Source organism: Ralstonia pickettii (genome assembly GCF_000607165.1).
Taxonomy (GTDB): domain Bacteria; phylum Pseudomonadota; class Gammaproteobacteria; order Burkholderiales; family Burkholderiaceae; genus Ralstonia; species Ralstonia holmesii.
The window spans coordinates 263,658-280,651 of record NZ_JFZG01000006.1 but is presented as its reverse complement, the minus strand read 5'-3'; the positions used below and the strand labels follow the sequence as shown (position 1 = coordinate 280,651).

Genomic DNA, 16,994 nt, shown 5'->3' with positions numbered 1-16,994 from the left:
GTTGAAAGCGTGAAAGGAATGCGGGATCAGGCTGCGCGGGCTGGGCGTTCGGGTTCGGCCGTCGACTCGCGCAAAGACAGGCGCGGCGGCAGCACGATGCGGCGCGCACGGTGCTCTTCCACAGGATGGCGCAAGGCGTTGTCGCCGAGGTGTTCAAGCAGCGTCTGCGCGGTGGTCTCGCCCAGCTGGCGGATCGATTGGCCAACCGTGGACAGCGCCGGATAGACGTAGCGGCTCAGTTCGATGTCGTCAAAGCCCATCACGGACAGCGCCTTCGGCACGGGAATGCCCAGTTCCGCCGCGGCGCGCAGCGCACCGATGCCCATCAGGTCATTGCCGGCAAAGATGGCCGTGGGCATCTCGCCTTCGGTCAGCAACTGGCGTGCGGCGCGGTAGCCGCCGGGGCTGGTGAAATCGCCTTCGGCAATGCGGGCGGAGGCTTCCGGCACGCCGGCTTCGCGTAGCGCACGGTGGAAACCGGCTAGGCGCTCTGTCGTCACGCTCAGTGCCGACGGCCCGCTGATGCAGGCGATGCGGCGGTGGCCGAGGTCCAGCAGATGCTTGGTCGCCATGTAGGCGCCTTCTTCGTGATCGACCTGCACTTGATCGGCCTGGATGCCTTCGGTCGGGCGGTCGACCATCACGATGGGCAGAGCGGATTCACCAAGCGCTTCAACCAATGCCGTGTCCGGCCCGGCGCTGCTGACGATGATGCCGTCGACGCGTTTTTCCATCAGCACACGCAGGTAGTCGCGCTGCTTGCGGGGGTCGTCGTCGGAGTTGCAGAGGATGACGCTGTAGCCGGCGGCGGCGCACACATCTTCAATGCCGCGCGCCAACTCCGCAAAGTACGGGTTGGTGGCGGTGGGCACGAGCACGCCAATGGTGCGCGTAGTGCGGTGTTTGAGCGAGCGCGCCACGGCGCTGGGCACATAGCGCGTAGCTCGGATGGCTTCTTCCACGCGTTTGCGCGTCTCCGCATTGACCGGTCTTGTGTTGTTGATGACGTGCGAGACGGTGGTGAACGAAACTCCGGCCAATGCGGCCACGTCCTTGATGGTTGCCATGACGATCTCCTCTGTCTCTTAATGTTGCTTGCTGCGGTTGCGCTTGCTGCGATAGGTATCCATGACCACGGCCGCGACGATGACCGCGCCCGTGATGATTCGTTTGGTGGGCTCGGAGGCGCCGATCTGTGCGAGGCCCGATTCGAGCACCGAGATGATCAGCACGCCGAACAGCGTGCGCACGACCGAACCGCGCCCACCCATCAGGCTCGTGCCGCCGATCACCACGGCCGCGATCACCTGCAGTTCCATGCCCACGCCGGCGTTCGGATCGGCCGCTTCCAGGCGCGACACCTGGAACAGCGCGGCCAGGCCCGAGAGCAGCCCCATCAACGCGAACACCGCAATCTTGTAGGGGCGCGGATTCACGCCCGCCAGCCGTACGGCTTCTTCATTGGTGCCGATAGCCACGAGGTATCGGCCGAACACCGTGCGCACCAGCACGATCTGGCCAACGATCGTGATGACAATCGCAATCAGGAACGACGGCGCAATGCCCAGGGCGATGGGGTTGGCCAGCCAGTCGACCGCGCTGCCGATGTACACCGTGCGCGAATCGGTGAGGCTGTAGGCGAGGCCGCGCGCCATTTCCAACACACCCAGTGACACGATGAACGACGGGATACCCCAGTGCACCGTGACCGCGCCGGTCAGCATGCCCGCCGCCGTGGCCAGCACCACGCCCGCCAACGCCGCCGGCAACAAGCCCCAGCCAAACTGGGTCATGGCAACGGACAGCACCGAAGCCGCCAGCGCCAGCACCGAGCCGACAGACAAATCAATGCCGCCGATCATCAGAATGAACGTCATGCCCACGGCCATCACGAGCAGGTCGGGAATCTCGTTGGCGATGGTGGTGAACGTGGGCAGCGAGAAGAACGTCGGCGACAGCGTGCTGAACAGCACCAGCATGGCGACCAGCGCAGCGAGCAACCCGCCGATGGTGCCGAGCGACATGCCCAGCGCCGCGCGCGTGCCGGCAGCCGGTGTGGGCGGCGTCGGGGGCAGGGTGGAATCAGAGCGCATCTGCGGTCTCCGAGGGCGATTGTGATGCACGTGAATCGGATTCGCCCGATTCACCAAAAGCGGCGGCGAGCAGGGAATCCTGGCTCCAGCCGTCGCGTTGGAAGATGTGTGTCAGTCGCCCGGCGCGCATGACGCCAATGCGATCGCACAGTTGCATGAGTTCGCGCAGATCGCTCGACACCACGACCAGCGCCTTGCCTCGCGCGGCCAGCGCGTCGAGCAGCGTATAGATGTCGAACTTGGCGCCGACATCCACGCCTCGCGTCGGCTCATCGAATAGCAGCACGGGCGTGTCGCGCTCCAGCCACCGGGCAATCGCAACCTTCTGCTGATTGCCGCCGGAGAGTTCTCCGACCGGTTGCTCGGGCCCAGCGCAACGGATGCGCAATGCGCCGATGTGCCGCTGCGCCAGCGCACGCTCGCGCGCCGGTTGCAGCCAGCCGCGCTTCGTGACGGTGGGCATGTTGCCCAGCGCGATGTTGGTCGCGATGGGCAGGCTCAACATCAGGCCTTCGTCCTTGCGGTCTTCGGTGAGCAAGCTGATGCCGTGACGCACCGCGTCGCCGGGCGAACGGATGCGCACAGGCGCCAGCGGCGAGCCGACTTCGACGGTGCCCGCATCCGCGCGGTCCGCCCCGAAGATCAGCCGCAGCAATTCCGTGCGGCCCGCACCCACTAGGCCGGCGATGCCGAAGATCTCTCCGGGTGCCACTTCGAAGCTCACATCGCGCACGGCTGGCGCACGCGTCAGACCGGTCACCCGCAGCGCCGGCGAGCCGTCACCAAGCCACGGCTCGCGCGCGGCCCGTTGCGTTTCGGATGAGGCGGCCACGTCGCGGCCGACCATCGCTTGGATGAGTGCGTCCTGCGTGACCGTGGCCGCCGGTGCATCGGTGACCAGCTTGCCGTCACGCAGCACAACGATGCGATCGGCAATGCGCGCCAGTTCGTCCAGGCGGTGGGAGATATAGAGGATGGCCACGCCCTCGCGGCGCAGGGCGTCGATGCGCTCGAACAGCGTGGCGCTTTCGTGCGCGCTCAGCATCGCCGTCGGCTCGTCGAGGATGAGCACCCGGCATGCGCTGGCCAGCGCGCGGGCAATCTCGATCATCTGCCGGTGGCCGATGCCGAGCGTGTGTACGGGCGTCCAGGGATCGAGGTCCAGACCAACGCGTGCAAGCGCCTGTTCGGCCCGCTGGCGCAGCGCAGCGCGATCCACAAAACCCAGCCGCCGGGGCAGTTCGCCGAGGAACAGGTTCTCGGCCACCGTCAGCGTGGGCACCATGCTCAGCTCCTGCAGCACCATGCGCACGCCCAGCGCTTCGGCAGCGCTGCGCGAATCGGGTGCGTACAGCGTGCCGCCCAGCGTCATGGAACCCGACGTTGCCGTCTCCAGCCCGCAGAGAATCTTGGAAAGCGTGCTCTTGCCGGCGCCGTTCTCCCCCGTGAGCGCAAGCACCTCGCCCGCGTGCACGTCGAGATCGATATCTCGTAGCACGGGGGCGGCGTAGTGCTTGCTGACGGCGGAGACGCTCAGCAGCGGCGGGCGCGGTTCGTAAGCGGCAGACATGGCTGGCGGCGGCTTGCCGGTCTGTGGCGTTACGTACGCGTGACGAGGTTGACCGGTGTCTCGACGACACCCGACAGCTTCGTCTGCGGCGTCTTGGCGGCCAGCGCCTTCAGGGCGGTCTCGATGCCGTAGACGGCTTGCTGATCGGCGTGCTGATCAGCAGTGGCAACGACACGCCCATCAGCCAGCATGGCCTTGATGGCGTCGATGTTGTCATAGCCGCCAATCAGCACCTTGCCCAGCTTGCCCGCCGCGCGCACGGCCGATACGGCGCCGATGGCCATGTTGTCGTTGCCGCACAGCAGGGCCTTCAGGTCAGGTTCTGAGCGCAGCATGGCGGCCGCCACCTTGTTGCCCTTGTCGATTTCCCATTCGCCCGATTGCACCCCCGCGATCTTCAGCTTGGCGGCTTCGGCCGCATCCTTGAAGCCGGCGGTGCGCTGTTGCGCGTTCGTTGTGGTCGGAATGCCTTCAATAATGCCCACGGCATCGCCCGGCTTGAGCGACTTGGCAACGAAGTCGCCCACGAGTCTTGCCCCCTTGCGGTTGTCCGGCCCCACGAAGGGCACGTTGAGCCCTTTCTCCTTGAGCGCCGCCGGGTCCAGCCGGTTGTCGATGTTGATGACGAGAATGCCCGCGTCCACGGCCTTCTTGACGACCGGCACCAATGCCTTGGAGTCGGCCGGCGCCAGCACCAGCGCATCCACACGCGCGACGATCATCTGCTCGACCAAGCGGATCTGGCCGGCAGTGTCGGTTTCGTCGCGAATGCCGTTGGTCAGCAGCGAGTACTCCGACGCGTGGTCCTTCTGATGCTTGCGGGCGCCGTTCTCCATGGTCAGGAAGAACTCGTTGGCGAGCGACTTCATGACCAGCGCCACTTTGGGCGGCTGGTTGGCGGCGTACGCCAGCGAAAACGGGAACGGCAGAGCTGCAGCTACGGCAGAGCCCGCGCCAAGTTGCAAGGCGCGGCGACGGCGGATATCCATGGTGTCTCCTCCAGGAAGAGGCCTGTCTGGGGCGGGTGGGTGCGGGCATCGTTACTTGTTACGCCATAAGGCGTTCCTAAGGGCAATCGCGCCTCGCTCTTCGCAAACGTTTGCGTATCTGACAGTCTCGGCTACCGCGTAACAGAAGTCAATCAAATTGCGCTTTTCACCGCATAAGGAAAAACCCGCAGTGACGGCGCCTTCGCGACGGCCCCGCAAGTTGCGCTGCGGGAGTGGCGTGATAGCCCTATCGAACGTGGTTGATTGTTTTAGTCCACAATACGGCCTGCCGCGTGGCCATCCCGGTTTCCGGGCTCTGCAAATCCCCTTGCTGCGACGCGGAATCCCCCGACACCTTAGTTGACCGATTTTGTCGGGTTCCTTTATACTTGAGCAAAACGATCAGGTATTTCCCCGACGCCATGAGATTGACCACCAAAGGCCGCTTCGCGGTCACCGCCATGATTGACTTGGCGCTGCGCCAAGAACAGGGTCCGGTCACGCTGGCTGGCATCAGCCAGCGTCAGAAGATTTCGCTGTCGTATCTGGAGCAGCTGTTCGGCAAACTGCGCCGCCACGAAATCGTGGAAAGTGTGCGCGGTCCGGGCGGCGGCTACAGCCTCGCGCGCCGTGCCGACGACGTTACCGTTGCCGACATCATCATCGCCGTGGACGAGCCGCTGGATGCCACCCAATGCGGTGGCAAGGGCAACTGCGGCGGCGAAGAGCATGTCGGCGGTCACACAGGCCGCTGCATGACGCACGATCTGTGGGCCACGCTCAACCAGAAGATGGTCGAGTATCTCGATTCGGTATCGCTGCAGAACTTGGTCGATCAGCAACGCGAGCGTCAGCCCGAAGTGATCCAGGACATGCGTGAAGCACGTCCGGCCCGCCGCGAACGCGCACCGACACGCGCCCGCGCCGTCGACACGTCTGCCACCACGTCGGTGGCCGCCGAGCCGGTCAAGCGCCCGCCGCTGGTCAACTCCGTTTTCAGTCTGGCGCAGTCGTGATTGCGTCAGCGTGAGGCCGGCCACGACGCCAGCCCCACACAAGAACATCGCCCCCCACACAAGGCAGACAAGATATGAGCACCCCGCAACTTCCCATCTACATGGACTATTCCGCGACGACGCCGGTGGACCCGCGCGTCGTCGACAAGATGATTCCGTACCTGCGTGAGAGCTTCGGCAACCCGGCCTCGCGCAGCCACCCGTTTGGTTGGGAAGCCGAGAAGGCCGTCGAAACCGCGCGCGAGCAGGTTGCAGCACTGGTGAATGCCGACCCGCGCGAAATCGTCTGGACGTCCGGCGCTACCGAGTCCGACAACCTGGCCATCAAGGGCGCTGCCAATTTCTACAGCAGCAAGGGCAAGCACATCATCACCGTGAAGACCGAGCACAAGGCTGTGCTGGACACGACGCGTGAGCTGGAGCGCCAGGGCTTCGAAGTGACGTATCTGGACGTGAAGGACAACGGCCTGATCGATATCGAAGTCTTCAAGCAAGCCATTCGCCCCGACACCATTCTTGCGTCGGTGATGATGGTAAACAACGAAATCGGCGTGGTTCAGGACATCGAGCAGTTGGGCGAAATCTGCCGCGAGAAGGGCGTGATCTTCCACGTGGATGCCGCCCAGGCCACCGGCAAGGTGGGCATCGACCTGCAAAAGCTGAAGGTCGACCTGATGTCGTTCTCGGCCCACAAGACGTATGGGCCCAAGGGCATCGGTGCGCTGTACGTGCGCCGCAAGCCGCGTATCCGCATCGAAGCGCAGATGCACGGTGGTGGCCACGAGCGCGGCATGCGTTCGGGCACGCTGGCTACGCACCAGATCGTCGGCATGGGCGAGGCCTTCCGCATTGCCAAGGAAGAAATGGCGACCGAGAACGAGCGCATCCGCATGCTGCGTGATCGCCTGTATCGCGGCCTCAACACGATGGAAGAGGTGTATGTGAACGGCGACATGGAAGCCCGTGTGCCGCACAACCTCAACATCAGCTTCAACTTCGTCGAAGGCGAGTCGCTGATCATGGCCATCAAGGACGTCGCCGTGTCGTCGGGCTCGGCCTGCACGTCGGCATCGCTGGAACCGTCGTACGTGCTGCGTGCGCTGGGCCGCAACGACGAACTGGCGCACAGCTCGATCCGCTTCACGGTGGGCCGTTTCACCACGGAAGAAGAGGTCGATTACGTGGTCGAACTGCTCAAGAACAAGATCGGCAAGCTGCGCGACCTGTCTCCGCTGTGGGAGATGTACAAGGACGGCGTGGATCTGAACAGCATTCAATGGGCGGCGCACTAAGCGCGGCGTTTGAGAACAACGGCGCCCCCGCGCCAGCCAACGATTGAAAGAGGTGTGAAATGTCTTACAGCAACCAAGTTCTGGACCATTACGAAAACCCGCGCAATGTCGGTTCGTTCGAGAAGGGCGATGACACGGTCGGTACCGGCATGGTCGGCGCGCCGGCTTGCGGCGACGTGATGAAACTGCAGATCAAGGTCAACGAGCAGGGCGTGATTGAAGACGCAAAGTTCAAGACCTACGGCTGCGGTTCTGCCATTGCTTCGTCGTCGCTGGTGACGGAGTGGGTGAAGGGCAAGACGCTGGATCAAGCGCTGGAAATCCGCAACACGGCCATCGCTGAAGAGCTGGCGTTGCCGCCGGTGAAGATCCACTGCTCGATCCTGGCCGAGGACGCCATCAAGGCGGCGGTGGCGGACTACAAGGAAAAGCACGGCTCGGCCGAGCAGAAGGCGGCTTGAGCCGGATTGGATAGAAAGGACGCAGCATGATCACCCTGACCGACAAGGCCGCGCAGCACGTTTCCCGCTACCTGACCCGCCGTGGCAAGGGCGTGGGCTTGCGCGTGGGCGTGAAGACCACGGGCTGCTCGGGCCTGGCCTACAAGCTCGAATATGCAGACGAGATTGCCGCCGAAGACGAGGTCTTTGAGTCCAACGGCGTCAAGGTGATCGTCGATCCGAAGAGCTTGCCGTACATCGACGGCACCGAGCTGGACTACGCGCGAGAAGGGCTGAACGAAGGTTTCCGCTTCAACAACCCGAACGTGAAGGACGAGTGCGGCTGCGGCGAGTCGTTCCGCGTGTGAGCGGGGCGCATTGAAGCAGGCGATTGTCGGTTTCGAGCGGGACGAGGAGGGCCACTGGGTCGCCCGTCTCGCTTGCGGGCATGGGCAGCACATGCGCCACGATCCGCCCTGGCAGTTGCGGCCCTGGACTGAAACCGAAGCCGGGCGCGCCAGCAAGATCGGCGTGATTGTGGAATGCCTGAAGTGCGATCGGGGTGAGCCGGTCGAATAAGGAACACGAGGCGGCGCAGCCGCTTTTTTTATTCATGAATTTCGGCTTGTCAGCGAACACGACGCATTTTTCCCTCTTCGGTCTGCCCGAGCACTTCGAGGTCGACGACGACGCGCTGAACGCTGCGTATCGCACCGTGCAGTCGCAGGCGCATCCGGATCGCTATGCCCACGCAGGCGACGCCGAACGCCGCGTCGCCATGCAATGGGCCACGCGCGCCAACGAGGCGTATCAGACGCTGCGAGATCCGCTCAAACGGGCGACGTATCTGCTGCATCTGCGTGGTATCGACGTGCAGGCCGAGAACAATACCGCCATGCCGGCCGCGTTTCTTATGCAGCAAATGGAATGGCGCGAAGCCCTGGGCGACGCCAAGGTGGAGCGCAACGTCGATGCGTTGGACGATTTGCTTGGCATGCTGCGCAAGGAAAAACGTACCCGCTATCAGGCGCTGTCCGGCTTGCTCAATGGCGATGGCAATACCGCGGCAGCAGCGGACGCCGTGCGCCAATTGATGTTCATCGAAAAGATCGAACGCGATACCGCCGAGGCCATCGACCGGCTGGAAGACTAAAACCCAGAATTTGCGACAATGTTGGGTTTGCCTCGGCAGGCAGCCCATCCGCGCAATCGAGACATCCCCATGGCTTTACTGCAGATTTCCGAACCTGGCGAATCGCCCGCACCGCACCAGCGCCGTCTGGCGGTGGGCATCGACCTGGGCACGACCAACTCGCTGGTGGCCTCCGTGCGCAGCAGCGTGCCGGAAGTGTTGCCCGATGATCAGGGCCGCCCGCTGCTGCCCTCCGTGGTGCGCTATCTGCCCACGGGCGGTGCCCACATCGGCTACAAGGCTCAGGTCGAAGCCGTGCGTGACCCCAAGAACACCATCATCTCGGTCAAGCGTTTCATGGGGCGCGGCTTGAAGGATGTGGCCCACATCGAGAACACGCCATACGACTTTGTCGACGCGCCCGGCATGGTGCAGTTGAAGACCGTGGCCGGTGTGAAGAGCCCGGTGGAAGTGTCGGCGGAGATTCTCGCCACGCTGCGCCAGCGCGCCGAAGACACGCTCGGCGATGAGCTCGTCGGCGCCGTCATCACCGTGCCCGCGTACTTTGACGATGCGCAGCGCCAAGCCACCAAGGACGCGGCCAAGCTTGCCGGCCTGAACGTGCTGCGTCTGCTGAACGAGCCGACCGCCGCCGCCATCGCCTATGGCCTGGACAATGCCGCCGAAGGCATTTACGCGGTCTACGATCTGGGTGGCGGTACGTTCGACATCTCGGTGCTCAAGCTCACCAAGGGCGTGTTCGAGGTGATGTCGACGGGGGGCGACTCTGCGCTCGGCGGTGACGACTTCGACCAGCGCATCGTCTGCTGGATCGTCGAGCAAGCCGGTCTGCAACCGCTCTCTGCCGAAGACACGCGCCTGCTGCTGAACAAGGCACGCGCCGCCAAGGAATGGCTCTCCACCGCCGACAGCACCGAGATTGACGCGATGCTCTCCACCGGCGAGACCGTGCACCTCGTGCTGACCGCAGAGGCCTTTGCCGAACTGACCGCCAACCTGGTGCAGAAGACGCTGTCGCCGGTGCGCCGCGCGCTGCGCGATGCGGGCGTGACGGTCGAAGAGATCAAGGGCGTTGTGCTGGTCGGTGGCGCGACGCGCATGCCGATCATCCGCCGTGCCGTTGGCCAGCTGTTTGGCCAGACGCCGCTCACGAACCTCGATCCCGACCAAGTGGTCGCTATCGGTGCGGCCATGCAGGCCAACCTGCTGGCCGGTAACCGTGCGCCGGGTGAAGACTGGCTGCTGCTCGACGTGATCCCGCTGTCGCTGGGCGTCGAGACGATGGGTGGCCTGGTCGAGAAGATCATCCCGCGTAACAGCACGATTCCCGTCGCTCGGGCGCAGGAGTTCACCACCTTCAAGGACGGCCAGACGGCCATGGCGATCCACGTGCTGCAGGGCGAGCGCGAACTGGCGAGCGATTGCCGTTCGCTGGCGCGTTTCGAGTTGCGTGGCATCCCGCCCATGGTGGCCGGCGCTGCGCGCATCCGCGTGACGTATCAGGTGGATGCTGATGGCTTGCTGTCGGTGTCGGCACGCGAAACGGTGTCGGGCGTGGAGGCGGCGATTGCTGTGAAGCCGTCGTACGGTCTGGGCGATGACGATGTCGCCCGCATGCTGAAGGAAGGTTTCCAATCCGCCGAAGACGACATGCGTCGTCGTGCGCTGGCGGAAGAGCGCGTTGAAGGCGAGCGCTTGCTTGAGGCCCTGTCGCAGGCGCTGGCGGCCGATAGCGATTTGCTGTCGCCCGAAGAGCGCGCCGCCATCGACACCGAAATTGCCGCGCTGCGCACCACCATGCAGGGCGAAGACCACCGCGCCATCAAGGACGCCGTGGACGCCCTGTCGCACGCTACCGACGAATTCGCCGCGCGCCGCATGGACCGCGGCATTCGCAAGGCGCTCGCCGGCAAACGTATCGAGGAGCTCGGCTGATCGCCGATCGCATCCCCCAAAACACACTTATCGAACGAGTTTCTTCATGCCACACATCGTCGTTCTTCCTCACGTCGAATACTGCCCGGAAGGGGCCGTGATCGAAGCCAAGCCCGGCACGACCATCTGCGACGCGCTGTTGGGCGCCGACATCGAGATCGAGCACGCATGCGAGAAGTCGTGTGCCTGCACGACGTGCCACGTGATCGTGCGCGAGGGTTTCAATTCGCTGGAAGAGGCGACCGAGAAGGAAGAGGATCTGCTCGACAAGGCCTGGGGCCTGGAGCCGAACTCGCGCTTGTCGTGCCAGGCCAAAGTGGCGGATACCGACCTGACCGTCGAGATTCCGAAGTACACGATCAACCACGCCAAGGAAAACCACTGAGCCGAGTGGCCAGCGGTGGAGGGAGCCCATCATGAAATGGAACGACATCCAGCAGATCGCGGAAGCGCTGTACGACAAGTACCCCGACGTCGATCCGACGCGCCTGAATTTTGTGGACTTGCACAACAAGGTCGTCACGCTGGAAGGCTTCGACGACGACCACAAGCGTGGCGGCGAGAAGTTCCTCGAGGCCATCCAGCAAGCCTGGATCGACGAAGCCGAATAAGCGCGTAGCGCTAAAACGCGTACGCATGAAAAAACCGGCCCGAAGGCCGGTTTTTCTTTGGGGCGAAGGCGACGGCGAGTTAGCCAGCCACCAGCGTACCGTTCTCGATATGCACGCGCTCGCCTGCCTGGAAGCCCGGGGCGGCCTTGTACGTAAAGCTGCGGTTCGTGCCGTTGTCCATGCGCACGTTCACGCGGTATTGGGTGTCGCGGCTGTAGTAGTTCTCCGCCACGTGGCCGCCGTAACCGCCCGCCACTGCGCCGCCGACTGTCGCCAGCGTACGGCCATTACCGCGCCCAATCTGGTTACCCAGCAAACCACCCACCACCGCGCCGCCGATCATGCCCAGGCCGGTTTCCTTGCCCTGCGTGGTGATCGGGGTGACCGACGTCACATGGCCTGCATATGGGCTGGCCGACTGGCGCGGCTGTGTTTGCGCATAGCTCGGACTGGTCGACGGCGCGCGTTCAGCGTACGACGGCTCACGGGCTCGCGTTGGAGCGGGAGCCATGTTCTGCGCCGGATACGGAGCAGCCTGATTCGGCTGCGTGGTCTGGCCCGGTGCAGCCAGCGCCATCGGGGCCGAAGCGCCCGGCATTGCCGCTGCCGATTGCGCAGCTACATTCGGATCTGTGCTGCCCTGCGTAGCCTTCGAGGTCGGCAGCACGCCAGTGATGGCGGCCACCGCAGTCAGGCTGGCGATGATGACAGCCACAGCCGCCGTGGTCATCAGCGGATGCATGTGTCGTGACGACGACGGCACCTGACCCGGCGACGTGCCGCCATATTGTTGACCTTGGTTCGGTTGGATGTTATTCGTCATCTTCGTTCTCCTGCGGCCCGTGATTGGTTCGTGGTTCGGCCCTTCGATGATCACAGTGTGGTCCATCGCCCGAACGGATGCCGTTTTAATTTGTAAGCATCTGTACTCCAGTTTTTCTATTTAAAATCAATGGCTTGGCAGGATTTGATACACATTGTCAAAGCAGGGCGATGTTACAAATAGCGGGGTGGGCGCGGGATTTGCGCACCTGCGGGGCAACAAAAAACGCCCCCGAAGGAGCGTTTTTTGAGATGGAGGACCGAGTCGATCAGTCTTCGCGGCGCAGGTGCGGGAAAAGGATCACATCGCGGATGTTCGGGCTGTCCGTGAGCAGCATCACCAGGCGGTCGATGCCGATGCCGCAGCCGCCGGTCGGGGGCATGCCGTATTCCAACGCGCGGATGTAGTCGGCGTCATAGAACATGGCTTCTTCGTCGCCGGCGTCCTTCTGCTCGACTTGTTTGCGGAAGCGCTCAGCCTGGTCTTCCGGGTCATTCAGCTCGGAGAAGCCGTTGGCGATCTCGCGGCCGGTGATGAACAGCTCGAAGCGCTCGGTGATGCCGGGAAGCGTGTCGGAGCCGCGTGCCAGCGGCGACACTTCGACCGGATAGTCGATGATGAAGGTCGGCTCCCACAGTTGCGACTCGGCGGTTTCTTCAAACAGCACGAGCTGCAATGTGCCCACGCCGGCGTTCAGGAATTGCGGCGCGTTGGTGTCGATCTTGAACTTCTTCAGCTCGGCGCGCAGGAAGTCGACATCCGCCAGTTGCGCGTCGGTGTACTGCGGCGCGTACTTCTGGATCGCTTGGCAGATGGTCAGGCGATGGAACGGCTTGGCAAGATCCAGCTCGCGGCCCTGGTAGGTGAGCGTGGCGGTGCCCGAGGCGTCGATCGCCGCTTGGCGGATCAGTTGCTCGGTGAAGTCCATCAGCCAGCGGTAGTCCGTGTAGGCTGCGTAGAACTCCATCATCGTGAACTCGGGATTGTGTCGCGGCGACACGCCCTCGTTACGGAAGTTGCGGTTGATCTCGTACACGCGCTCGAAACCGCCGACGATCAGGCGCTTGAGGTACAGCTCCGGCGCAATGCGCAGGAACATCTGCATGTCCAGCGCGTTGTGGTGCGTGATGAAGGGCTTGGCTGCCGCGCCGCCCGGAATCGGATGCAGCATCGGCGTCTCGACTTCCATGAAACCGTTGCCGGCCATGAAGTTGCGCAGCGAGGCCATGGCCTTGGTGCGGGCGCGGAAGGTGTCGCGTGTTTCCTTCGACACGATCAGATCGACGTAGCGCTGGCGATACTTCTGTTCCTGATCGGCCAGGCCGTAGTAGTCGCCCGGCAGCGGACGCAGGCTCTTCGAGAGCAGGCGCAGCTCCGTCACAGCCACCGACAGTTCGCCGGTCTTCGTCTTCATCAGCGTGCCGCGCGCAGCCACGATGTCGCCCAGGTCCCACTTCTTGAAGCTGGCGTAGACGTCTTCGCCCACGGCGTCGCGGCTGATGTAGAACTGGATGCGGTCGGTGGCATCCTGCACGGTGGCAAAGCTGGCCTTGCCCATCACGCGCTTGAGCATCATGCGGCCAGCGACGGCCACCTGCACCGGTTCGGCTTCCAGCGCAGCCTGCTCCAACTCGCGGTACTTGGCTTGCAGATCACCGGCATGGTGCGTCGGGCGGAAATCATTGGGGAACGCGACGCCTTGCTGGCGGATCTCTGCCAGTTTCTCGCGGCGCTCGGCGATGATCTTGTTGTCGTCCTGCGCCGGCACGGCGGCCGTGGTGTTCGATTCGGCCGGGTTGTTCTGTTCGGTCATGATGGTGAGGAGAGGAATGTCGGTTCAGGCGATGTTGCGCAGGTCGTCCAGCTCGGTCGCGCCAAAATCGGGGCGGACGAGGTAGGCGGCGATGCGCGTGGCGGCGTCTTGCGGCGAGACCAGCTCGCCATGCGCGTGCAGATCGCGGAAGCGCTGCACGCCGGCAAAGTCGGCGCCACGGATGGTGCGTTGCATGTCGGTGTCGATCACGCCCGGGGCCAGCGCCACGGCGCGCACGCTGGCGTCGCCATCGGCATTGAGGGCGCGCACGAACATGTCCAGCCCCGCCTTGCCCGTGCAATATGCCGCCCAACCGGCGATCGGCCGACGCGCCGCGCCTGACGAAATCGCCAGCACGCGCCGCTGCGCGTTCCACTCGGCGGTGCCGCGCAGCAGGGCAGCAGTCAGCGCCATCGGGCCGGCCAGGTTCAGTTGCAGGTGCGGCAGCAGCGTATCGGCACGCAGCGTGTCGATGGTGCCGATCGGCTCGACCGCGCCGGCGTTCAGCACCAGTGTCACGTTGGCAAAAGCGGGCAGGGCGGCAAGCGTCTTGGTCATCCAGGCCTCGGCGGCATGCGCGTCGGACAGGTCGACCTGGTGCCAGTCGAGCGTCACGCCGGCGGCTGCCGCCTGCGCGCGCAATTCGGCGTTATCGCCGCGTGCCACGCAGATGAGGCGGCGACCGGGCTGCATCAGCGCCTGGGCCAGCGCGGCGCCCAGGCCGCGCGAGGCACCGGTCAGGATGAACAGGGACGTGTCAGACATGGCAGTCGCTCTGGTTTGGCTCGGATCAGACGCCCTGCTTCAGGCTGGCCTGGATAAAGGGATCCAGGTCGCCGTCCAGCACCTTCTGCGTGTTGGAGATTTCCACGTTGGTGCGCAGATCCTTGATGCGGCTCTGGTCGAGCACATACGAGCGGATCTGATGGCCCCAGCCCACGTCGGTCTTCGCAGCTTCCTGTGCGTCGGCAGCGGCCTGACGTTTGCGCAGCTCGTGCTCGTACAGGCGCGACTTCAGCATCGTCATCGCTTCGGCGCGGTTGCGGTGCTGCGAGCGGTCGTTCTGGCACTGCACGACGATGCCGGTCGGGATGTGCGTAATCCGCACGGCCGAATCCGTCTTGTTGATGTGCTGACCGCCAGCACCCGAAGCGCGATACGTGTCGACACGCAGATCCGCCGGGTTGACCTCGATCTCGATCGAATCATCGACTTCCGGATACACGAAGATCGACGAGAACGACGTGTGGCGGCCACCCGCGGAGTCGAACGGCGACTTGCGCACGAGGCGGTGCACGCCGGTTTCGGTGCGCAGGAAGCCAAACGCGTATTCGCCCTCGACCTTGATCGACGCGCTCTTGATGCCGGCAACGTCACCTTCGGATTCTTCCAGCACTTCGGTCTTGAAGCCCTTGCGCTCGCAGTACTTCAGATACTGGCGCAGCAGCATCGACGCCCAGTCGCACGCCTCGGTCCCGCCGGCGCCGGCCTGGATGTCGATAAAGCAGTTGGCGGCGTCCATCGGGCCGGAGAACATGCGGCGGAATTCCATGTCTTCGACAATGGCGCGCATGCCCGCGGTGTCAGCCTCGATGGCTTCGATGGTGTCGTCGTCGCCCTCTTCGCGGGCCAGCTCAAACAGCTCGGCGCCGCCGGTGAGGTCTTCGTCGAGCTTGGTCAGCGCCAGCACGACGGTTTCAAGCGACTTCTTCTCGCGACCCAGCTCCTGGGCGCGTTTGGGATCGTTCCAGACCTCGGGGTTTTCGAGTTCTTTATCGACTTCAACTAGACGTTCAGATTTGACGTCGTAGTCAAAGATACCTCCGAAGGTCGTCGGCGCGCGACTTCAGGTCGGCCAACGTGTTCTGGATGGCATTGAGGCGTTCTGCTTCCATGGTGCAAAAATCTGGTCGGAAACCGGAAATTATAGCGGAATCAAGGGGTTTTCCGTCCGGTTGGAACTCCAAAACGGCCATTTTCTGGGCTGCGCGCCGGGATTTGTGTGACTGCCGCGGGCGTCCCGCGTGGCTTCGGTTAGCATGACGACCAATCCATATGGCTTTTGGCGCCGTCCGATGATCATCCGCTCGCTGCTCGATACCGATCTGTACAAATTCACGATGATGCAGGTGGTGCTGCATCACTTTCCTGGCGCGCACGTCGAATACCGCTTCAAGTGCCGCAACGCGGGTGTTGATCTGGTGCCGTTCATTGACGAGATTCGTGCGGAAATCCGCCATCTCTGCACCCTGCGCTTTACCGATGCGGAACTCGATTACCTGCGCGGGATGCGCTTCATCAAGAGCGATTTCGTCGATTTTCTCGGCCTGTTTCATCTCAACGAGAAGTACATCGACGTGCGTCAGGCGCCCAGCAACGATGGGCAGATTGAGATCGTCATCGCGGGGCCGTGGCTGCACACGATCATGTTCGAGGTGCCGGTCCTGGCCATCGTCAACGAGGTGTTCTTCAGCCGCACGCAGACGCACCCGCAGTGGGAGGAGGGCAAACGCCGCCTGACCGACAAGCTGGCATCGCTGAAGCGCCCCGGCCTGGAAGAATGCCGCATTGCCGATTACGGCACCCGCCGTCGCTTCTCGCACACCTGGCACGAACATGTGCTGCTGGAGACGTGTGCGCAGCTCGGCGCCCAGTACGCGGGCACCAGCAACGTCTACTTCGCCATGAAGCACGGCATGACGCCGCTTGGCACCATGGCGCATGAGTACCTGCAAGCCTGTCAGGCACTCGGTCCGCGCCTGCGCGATTCCCAGAACTTTGCGCTGGAAACCTGGGCCAAGGAATATCGCGGCGATCTCGGTATCGCGCTGTCGGATACCTACGGCTTCGACGCCTTCCTGCGCGACTTCGACATGTTTTTCTGCAAGCTCTTCGACGGCGTGCGCCACGATTCCGGCGACCCGTTCGAGTGGGGCGAGCGCATGCTCAAGCATTACGAGGACATGCGTGCCGAGCCGAAGTCCAAGGCGCTGATCTTCTCCGACAGTCTCGACATGCCCAAGGTCATCGGCCTGTATGAGCGTTTCCACGGCCGCTGCAAGCTGGCCTTTGGCGTGGGAACCAACCTGACCAACGACCTGGGCTACACGCCGCTGCAGATCGTCATCAAGATGGTCCGCTGCAACGGCCAACCGGTGGCCAAACTGTCGGATGCGCCGGAGAAGACCATGTGCGACGATCCGGCCTACCTCACGTACCTGAAGCAAGTGTTCGGCGTGCAATAAGGCTCACGCCAGCG

Annotated in this window: 18 protein-coding genes; 10 read left to right on the top strand and 8 right to left on the bottom strand. The window is 63.7% G+C overall.

Annotated features, from left to right (window positions below; all coding sequences use genetic code 11):
• Positions 1–26: 26 nt before the first annotated feature.
• The 4 genes from BG83_RS0107555 to BG83_RS0107540 are packed head-to-tail and all read right to left on the bottom strand — an operon-like array spanning position 27 to position 4,652.
• The gene (locus BG83_RS0107555) at positions 27–1,067 is read right to left on the bottom strand and encodes a LacI family DNA-binding transcriptional regulator (RefSeq protein ID WP_024976141.1); all 1,041 of its coding nucleotides are present in this window, start codon (positions 1,065–1,067) and stop codon (positions 27–29) included.
• 18 nt (positions 1,068–1,085) lie between these two features.
• Complete coding sequence (locus tag BG83_RS0107550; protein WP_024976140.1) at positions 1,086–2,093, bottom strand: ABC transporter permease; 1,008 nt, start codon at positions 2,091–2,093, stop codon at positions 1,086–1,088.
• Positions 2,083–3,663 (bottom strand): sugar ABC transporter ATP-binding protein, encoded by a 1,581-nt coding sequence (locus BG83_RS0107545; protein WP_024976139.1) that lies wholly within the window; start codon positions 3,661–3,663, stop codon positions 2,083–2,085. Before BG83_RS0107545 ends, BG83_RS0107550 begins: the two co-directional genes overlap by 11 nt.
• Positions 3,664–3,692: 29 nt before the next feature.
• The gene (locus BG83_RS0107540) at positions 3,693–4,652 is read right to left on the bottom strand and encodes a sugar ABC transporter substrate-binding protein (RefSeq protein WP_024976138.1); all 960 of its coding nucleotides are present in this window, start codon (positions 4,650–4,652) and stop codon (positions 3,693–3,695) included.
• Positions 4,653–5,074: 422 nt separating this feature from the next.
• On the opposite strand from BG83_RS0107540, the gene iscR reads away from it, so the two are divergent.
• From iscR to iscX, 9 genes are all read left to right on the top strand, one after another.
• The gene (gene iscR, locus BG83_RS0107535; protein ID WP_024976137.1) at positions 5,075–5,668 is read left to right on the top strand and encodes a Fe-S cluster assembly transcriptional regulator IscR; all 594 of its coding nucleotides are present in this window, start codon (positions 5,075–5,077) and stop codon (positions 5,666–5,668) included.
• A gap of 74 nt (positions 5,669–5,742) precedes the next feature.
• Positions 5,743–6,960, top strand: a complete 1,218-nt coding sequence (locus tag BG83_RS0107530; protein WP_024976136.1) for an IscS subfamily cysteine desulfurase — start codon at positions 5,743–5,745, stop codon at positions 6,958–6,960.
• Between the two features lie 59 nt (positions 6,961–7,019).
• Positions 7,020–7,421, top strand: coding sequence for a Fe-S cluster assembly scaffold IscU (gene iscU, locus BG83_RS0107525; protein ID WP_004635709.1), 402 nt, complete (start codon positions 7,020–7,022; stop codon positions 7,419–7,421).
• A 26-nt stretch (positions 7,422–7,447) separates the two neighbouring features.
• Positions 7,448–7,768: an iron-sulfur cluster assembly protein IscA gene (gene iscA / locus BG83_RS0107520; protein ID WP_024976135.1), complete on the top strand. Its 321-nt coding sequence runs from the start codon at positions 7,448–7,450 to the stop codon at positions 7,766–7,768.
• Between the two features lie 10 nt (positions 7,769–7,778).
• On the top strand, positions 7,779–7,979 hold the full coding sequence (locus BG83_RS0107515; RefSeq protein WP_024976134.1) for a DUF3565 domain-containing protein: 201 nt from the start codon (positions 7,779–7,781) through the stop codon (positions 7,977–7,979).
• A gap of 34 nt (positions 7,980–8,013) precedes the next feature.
• Entirely contained in the window at positions 8,014–8,553 is a 540-nt protein-coding gene (hscB, locus tag BG83_RS0107510; protein WP_024976133.1) for a Fe-S protein assembly co-chaperone HscB, read from the top strand.
• Positions 8,554–8,622: 69 nt separating this feature from the next.
• The gene (gene hscA / locus BG83_RS0107505; RefSeq protein ID WP_024976132.1) at positions 8,623–10,488 is read left to right on the top strand and encodes a Fe-S protein assembly chaperone HscA; all 1,866 of its coding nucleotides are present in this window, start codon (positions 8,623–8,625) and stop codon (positions 10,486–10,488) included.
• A gap of 46 nt (positions 10,489–10,534) precedes the next feature.
• Positions 10,535–10,873: an ISC system 2Fe-2S type ferredoxin gene (fdx, locus tag BG83_RS0107500; RefSeq protein ID WP_024976131.1), complete on the top strand. Its 339-nt coding sequence runs from the start codon at positions 10,535–10,537 to the stop codon at positions 10,871–10,873.
• Positions 10,874–10,904: 31 nt separating this feature from the next.
• Positions 10,905–11,099: a Fe-S cluster assembly protein IscX gene (gene iscX, locus BG83_RS0107495; RefSeq protein ID WP_009238557.1), complete on the top strand. Its 195-nt coding sequence runs from the start codon at positions 10,905–10,907 to the stop codon at positions 11,097–11,099.
• A 79-nt stretch (positions 11,100–11,178) separates the two neighbouring features.
• On the opposite strand, the gene BG83_RS0107490 is transcribed toward iscX, so the two are convergent.
• The 4 genes from BG83_RS0107490 to prfB all read right to left on the bottom strand — a co-directional run bounded on the left by BG83_RS0107490 (position 11,179) and on the right by prfB (position 15,630).
• Positions 11,179–11,922, bottom strand: a complete 744-nt coding sequence (locus tag BG83_RS0107490) for a glycine zipper 2TM domain-containing protein (protein WP_024976130.1) — start codon at positions 11,920–11,922, stop codon at positions 11,179–11,181.
• A gap of 268 nt (positions 11,923–12,190) precedes the next feature.
• Positions 12,191–13,735, bottom strand: coding sequence for a lysine--tRNA ligase (lysS, locus tag BG83_RS0107485; RefSeq protein ID WP_024976129.1), 1,545 nt, complete (start codon positions 13,733–13,735; stop codon positions 12,191–12,193).
• Positions 13,736–13,759: 24 nt separating this feature from the next.
• A complete protein-coding gene (locus BG83_RS0107480) occupies positions 13,760–14,500 on the bottom strand; it encodes an SDR family oxidoreductase (protein ID WP_024976128.1) in 741 nt (246 codons plus the stop codon).
• Positions 14,501–14,525: 25 nt separating this feature from the next.
• Positions 14,526–15,630, bottom strand: a protein-coding gene (gene prfB, locus BG83_RS0107475) for a peptide chain release factor 2 (RefSeq protein ID WP_102064856.1) whose coding sequence is annotated in 2 segments (ribosomal slippage) — positions 14,526–15,548 and positions 15,550–15,630 — 1,104 coding nt in all. Because the reading frame shifts where the segments join, the coding sequence is not laid out codon by codon here.
• A gap of 180 nt (positions 15,631–15,810) precedes the next feature.
• On the opposite strand from prfB, the gene pncB reads away from it, so the two are divergent.
• On the top strand, positions 15,811–16,980 hold the full coding sequence (gene pncB / locus BG83_RS0107465; protein WP_024976126.1) for a nicotinate phosphoribosyltransferase: 1,170 nt from the start codon (positions 15,811–15,813) through the stop codon (positions 16,978–16,980).
• The last annotated feature ends 14 nt before the right edge of the window (positions 16,981–16,994 follow it).

Bases quoted from the DNA above. Each gene is read 5' to 3' on its own strand.
- fdx (WP_024976131.1), top strand. From the start codon at position 10,535: ATGCCACACATCGTCGTTCTTCCTCACGTCGAATACTGCCCGGAAGGG.
- iscR (WP_024976137.1), top strand. From the start codon at position 5,075: ATGAGATTGACCACCAAAGGCCGCTTCGCGGTCACCGCCATGATTGAC.
- hscB (WP_024976133.1), top strand. From the start codon at position 8,014: ATGAATTTCGGCTTGTCAGCGAACACGACGCATTTTTCCCTCTTCGGT.
- BG83_RS0107550 (WP_024976140.1), bottom strand. From the start codon at position 2,093: ATGCGCTCTGATTCCACCCTGCCCCCGACGCCGCCCACACCGGCTGCC.
- BG83_RS0107545 (WP_024976139.1), bottom strand. From the start codon at position 3,663: ATGTCTGCCGCTTACGAACCGCGCCCGCCGCTGCTGAGCGTCTCCGCC.
- iscU (WP_004635709.1), top strand. From the start codon at position 7,020: ATGTCTTACAGCAACCAAGTTCTGGACCATTACGAAAACCCGCGCAAT.
- BG83_RS0107530 (WP_024976136.1), top strand. From the start codon at position 5,743: ATGAGCACCCCGCAACTTCCCATCTACATGGACTATTCCGCGACGACG.
- iscX (WP_009238557.1), top strand. From the start codon at position 10,905: ATGAAATGGAACGACATCCAGCAGATCGCGGAAGCGCTGTACGACAAG.
- BG83_RS0107555 (WP_024976141.1), bottom strand. From the start codon at position 1,067: ATGGCAACCATCAAGGACGTGGCCGCATTGGCCGGAGTTTCGTTCACC.
- lysS (WP_024976129.1), bottom strand. From the start codon at position 13,735: ATGACCGAACAGAACAACCCGGCCGAATCGAACACCACGGCCGCCGTG.
- pncB (WP_024976126.1), top strand. From the start codon at position 15,811: ATGATCATCCGCTCGCTGCTCGATACCGATCTGTACAAATTCACGATG.
- BG83_RS0107540 (WP_024976138.1), bottom strand. From the start codon at position 4,652: ATGGATATCCGCCGTCGCCGCGCCTTGCAACTTGGCGCGGGCTCTGCC.
- BG83_RS0107490 (WP_024976130.1), bottom strand. From the start codon at position 11,922: ATGACGAATAACATCCAACCGAACCAAGGTCAACAATATGGCGGCACG.
- BG83_RS0107480 (WP_024976128.1), bottom strand. From the start codon at position 14,500: ATGTCTGACACGTCCCTGTTCATCCTGACCGGTGCCTCGCGCGGCCTG.
- hscA (WP_024976132.1), top strand. From the start codon at position 8,623: ATGGCTTTACTGCAGATTTCCGAACCTGGCGAATCGCCCGCACCGCAC.
- iscA (WP_024976135.1), top strand. From the start codon at position 7,448: ATGATCACCCTGACCGACAAGGCCGCGCAGCACGTTTCCCGCTACCTG.